The organism is Prosthecobacter sp., assembly GCF_014879935.1.
Lineage (GTDB): Bacteria > Verrucomicrobiota > Verrucomicrobiia > Verrucomicrobiales > Verrucomicrobiaceae > Prosthecobacter.
The window spans coordinates 1-4,181 of the sequence record NZ_JACSRD010000022.1; the positions used below are offsets into that span (position 1 = coordinate 1).

Annotated in this window: 4 protein-coding genes; 2 read left to right on the forward strand and 2 right to left on the reverse strand. The window is 61.2% G+C overall.

The features are described from left to right. The coding region (locus IAE77_RS30885; protein WP_345780943.1) for a CNNM domain-containing protein at positions 1-120 on the reverse strand (120 nt) is incomplete at its 3' end. Positions 121-356: 236 nt separating this feature from the next. Here IAE77_RS30885 and IAE77_RS00265 point away from each other — a divergent pair. Together IAE77_RS00265 and IAE77_RS00270 are read left to right on the forward strand one after the other, a co-directional pair. Beyond that, a complete protein-coding gene (locus tag IAE77_RS00265; RefSeq protein WP_294219649.1) occupies positions 357-908 on the forward strand; it encodes a hypothetical protein in 552 nt (183 codons plus the stop codon). A 965-nt stretch (positions 909-1,873) separates the two neighbouring features. Beyond that, positions 1,874-3,511 carry an SNF2-related protein gene (locus IAE77_RS00270; RefSeq protein ID WP_294219650.1) on the forward strand — a complete coding sequence of 546 codons (1,638 nt, stop codon included), beginning with the start codon at positions 1,874-1,876 and terminating at the stop codon, positions 3,509-3,511. A 57-nt stretch (positions 3,512-3,568) separates the two neighbouring features. Here the strand turns inward: IAE77_RS00270 and IAE77_RS00275 are convergent, their stop codons facing one another. After that, positions 3,569-3,694 (reverse strand): hypothetical protein, encoded by a 126-nt coding sequence (locus IAE77_RS00275; RefSeq protein WP_294219651.1) that lies wholly within the window; start codon positions 3,692-3,694, stop codon positions 3,569-3,571. Positions 3,695-4,181 lie beyond the last annotated feature (487 nt).

The following is a 4,181-nucleotide window of genomic DNA, read 5'->3' on the forward strand; positions in this document are numbered from 1 at the left end:
CGCCCCCTCCTCCGCCCGCTGCTGCATGCGTGCCTTCTTGGCCGACACGATGGCGATCTCCGCCATGGCGAAGAGGCCGTTCAAGGCGAGAAGGAGGATGATAATGGCAAGCTCGGTCATGAAGACGGCCAAATTGACGAAGATCCTCCCCGGAGCAAACGCCGTTCCACCTTCGCATCCCGTGCGCCCACGGTTGGCGTGGTGGAAGTTCCCGGTTCGCCGTTCTCGGTTGGCGGTTCGCCGTTCGTGTTCCGCAGCGGCAGGCACCCGCCTGTCGATGGACCGCTCTCATCCCTGATCCCCGCCTTGCCACACCAAGCTTGTCTGCGGGGACGATTTCGTTTTAGACTGCCGTCATGAACTCTTCGACTCATCTCCTGGTTCTCATCGGATGGTGCGGCATCATGTTTGTGGCCCCGCATGCGTGGGCACAGCCGGCATCGGGCCGGGCGCTTTCGGCTGAGGAGAAGAAACAACTGCTGGCGCAGGCGGCGGTGGCGCAGAAGGCGGCGGATGTGTGGGACGCCGCGGCGGGGCTGAAGCTGGTGCCGGCGGTGCTGATGCGGAAGTTCGGCGAGGAAAACGTCCGCAAGCAGTTCCAGGCGGACTATGAGGAGTGCAAGGCGGGCGGCATGCGCTTTCTGGAAACCACGTTCGGCGAGCCGACACCGGTCCACGTGTCCGAAGCGCAGGAGGTGTGCTTTCTGCCGCGCACATCGATCCTTCAGATGCCGGATGGAAAGGTCCGCAGCACGGCCTACTGGGTGGCCGTGCGTGAGCTGGGCAGCAAGGAGTGGAAATTCCTCGACGGAGCGCCGGTGAACGCGAATCGACAGGCGCTGTGGGGGCTGTTCCCCAGCCTGCCGGAGGATCTGAAGCTTCCGCCATGGAAGCAGGAGGCGCTTTGAGCGAATGACGAATGACGAATGACGAAACGGGTCGCCGTCGCCTCTGGAGAGGATTGGGGCACGGAGCAGGCCTTGAAACGGCTCCACCGGCCTCCTCCACCACGAACCGAGAACCGAACCGAGAACTCCGCCCTTCGTCATTCGTCATTCTGCATTCGACATTGTCCCCCCCGGCTCTGGCGAGCCAGCCTACGCCGACCGCAGGCTCACCGAGCCAGCCTGCAGCGGGTCTGTCTCCGGCCTCTCGCGCCCTTTTAAACTCTCGCGGTGCGTTCTTTGAAACGGGGATGAGGAATGGCCGAAAGAGGGTGAGGTTGGATTCCGTCGCTCGCTGCCTGCGTTGTGTTGTGTGATCACGGCCAGTGAAAAGGTAGGATCATGAAGGGTAGGATCATGGGATCCACCGGCCCCTGCCAGCGCTGAGCTCTCCGTGCCTCGTCCTGTGCTCCGGTCGTCGTCGCCGCAGCCGTTCGTTGGCCTGCTGCTGCCGCGCCTGCCTCCGGTTTCGGCTGCGGTGGCAAAGCCCGTCCCGCCCGGTCCTCAGACCGGGACGTCGTGGAACGAGACTTCTTCCTCCGCGCCATGACACAGACCCGGGAAACGGGCGGAGGCGGATTCAAGCAGAAGTCCATCAAGGTGTGAAGCCTAAAAAGAAAACGCTGACGCAATGCATTGAAAACGAAGGAACTAAAGTTTTTGCCAGGGCGGTCATTCATCCGGCATCCTGCCTTCCATTTGGGTTCGCAGCCCGGGCGAGAACCGTGGTTTTCTCCAAGACCGCTTCTCTCAAAGTCACCGCCTGCAACGCTGAGCGCAGCCCTGCGGGCAGGCCCCCGTCGCCGCCTGCGACGCTGAGCGTAGCCCTGCGGGCCGGTCCCTCGCGTCAAAGTCCAAGCCCAGCCCGCTTGCCATCCGTGTCGTTCCCTGCTTGGATGAGATAATCCCTCAGTGATCGTCGAATTTTCATGTCATCGCGCTTCTTTACCAACTCGGGCGAAAACACACTGCTCAAGAAGTTTGCCGGTATCTTTGAGCATAACCCGGACATTGAACGGTTCGACTCTCTCATCGGATATCTTCGTGCGTCAGGCTACTTTGCCATCCGTCCTCACCTGAATAACGTCCCCCAGATCCGGCTTCTGGTGGGCATCAATGTGGATGAAATAATGGAGCAGTATCATCAAAAAGGACGGTTGTTCCTTGCTGATGCTGGGCGTGCCATGCGTGAGTTTCGCGACGGGTTGTCTTCGGACATCGCGGCCGCACGCTACTCTCCGGATGTGGAAAAGGGCATTCTCCAGTTTGCCGAAGATGTCGCGTCCAAAAAGATTGAGATCCGTGCCCATCCCACCAAACGGCTGCACGCTAAAATCTACCTGTTCATCCCCAAGGGCTTCAATGAGCACAAACCGGGGTCGGTCATCACGGGTTCGTCCAATCTGACCGGGGCAGGACTTGGGGTGGACGAAGTCGGCAGCAACTATGAGTTCAACGTCCTGTCACACGATTATCAGGATGTGAAGTTCGCTTCCGATGAGTTTGAGAAGCTTTGGGCCGAAGGTGTCCATGTGCTTCCGAAGGTCGTTTCCGACATCACGCAAAAAAGCCACCTGCGGGATGATCTCTCTCCCTTCGAACTCTACGTCAAACTGCTCATCGAATTCTTCGGCCCGGCGATTGAGTATGATCCGAACAGTGAGACAGACCTGCCCGAGGGGTTCATGCGGCTTGCTTATCAGATGGACGCGGTAAAGCAGGGCTTCCTGATGCTCCAGCGTCACCATGGATTCTTCCTCTCTGACGTCGTTGGTTTGGGAAAGACAATCATCGCGGTGCTGATTGCAAAGAAGTTTTTCTATCACAACGGCTTCCCGGCCCACCTTTCCCGGGTGCTCGTCGTGGCCCCGCCTGCTTTGCTGGATGGCTGGCAACGGACGCTGGACAAGTTCGACATGCAGTATGTTGAACTGCACAGCAGCGGCAGCCTTCACAAAATCCGCCAACCGGACCGCTTCGATCTCGTCATTGTGGACGAGGCACACAAGTTCCGAAACGACACCGCCGACTCTTACGACGAACTTCAGCGCATCTGCAAGACGCCGACACGCCGCCGCTTGAGGGACAACCTGCTGGCACGCAAGAAGGTCATCCTCGTGTCCGCCACACCGCTGAACAACCGGCCGAATGACATCCGCAATCTGGTCGGCCTTTCCGGCGGGACCATCAGGCAGTCATCCGCGTCCACCACCTGGCGGTCGGCATTGCCCGCCCCATGCGCCACCCAGGTGCCGCCGGAGGCCATCATGATCGGGTGCAGTGCCGTGGCCATGCCGCTGGCCGGGCGGATGCACTCCACGGTGCCATCTGGACGGCGGCGGTGGATGAAAGGCTCGCGATTCGAGGCCACGATGAACTTCCGCCCGTCGAGCTTCGATTCGATCAGGTGGTGCAGGCGGGCGCGGTCCCAGGGATGCTCCTGGAAGCTGGAAAACAGGCCCTTCCACTTGCTCTTGTCGAAGGGGGAGGACAGCAGGCCGCGGAGCCCGGTGGTGGTTTGGCTCTTCATCCATCATGCTGCCCCTGCCTCCGTGGCCCTGCAATAACGCCCCGGTTTACGGTGCCGTGGTCAGGACCGCCACATTGCTTGTGGCAATCCTGAGTCATCCTGCCAAAGGCTCAAAGTGCTGGCGCAGAACGTCGAAGGGCCAGCGCATCGTGGCGAAGTGCCACGTAGCGTCAGCGGGATGAATGGATGAATGGATGGGTGGATTGATGGATGGATGCATGCCGGAAGTCCGGCTCGCCATGCCGCCCGCGAAGTCGCGACGGCGTTTTGGAGTGCTCCAGCCCTCTGGAGCTTTTCGCAGGTCAGGGGACGTTCGAAAGCGCCGGAGGGCCGGCGCACTCCAGGACGCTGACGCGCGCTGCGGCATTTGTCAGCGCATTCGATGGTTCGAGGGGTTCAAACACGGCCGGGCGCATGGCGCCGAAATGCTGGTGCATAGCTTCGGGGTGCCAGGCCGTGTTTGGAAGCCTGTTTGGAAGTCGCGGAGCGACGAACGTGCCGTAGCCCGGCCTTTCAAGGCCGGGAACAGCCAACGGCGGCACACCGCAGGGCATCCGGTGTCGCAGAGCGACACGCGAACCTGCCGCGTCGGGAGGAAGGGTTCGGGCGTCGCGCTGCGACGCGGGTCATGGCTCAATGCGATCACCCGCATCCTCTCCCGGCCTTCAAAGGCCGGGCAACGAGACGGCTGCCGCTCTGCGGCAGAG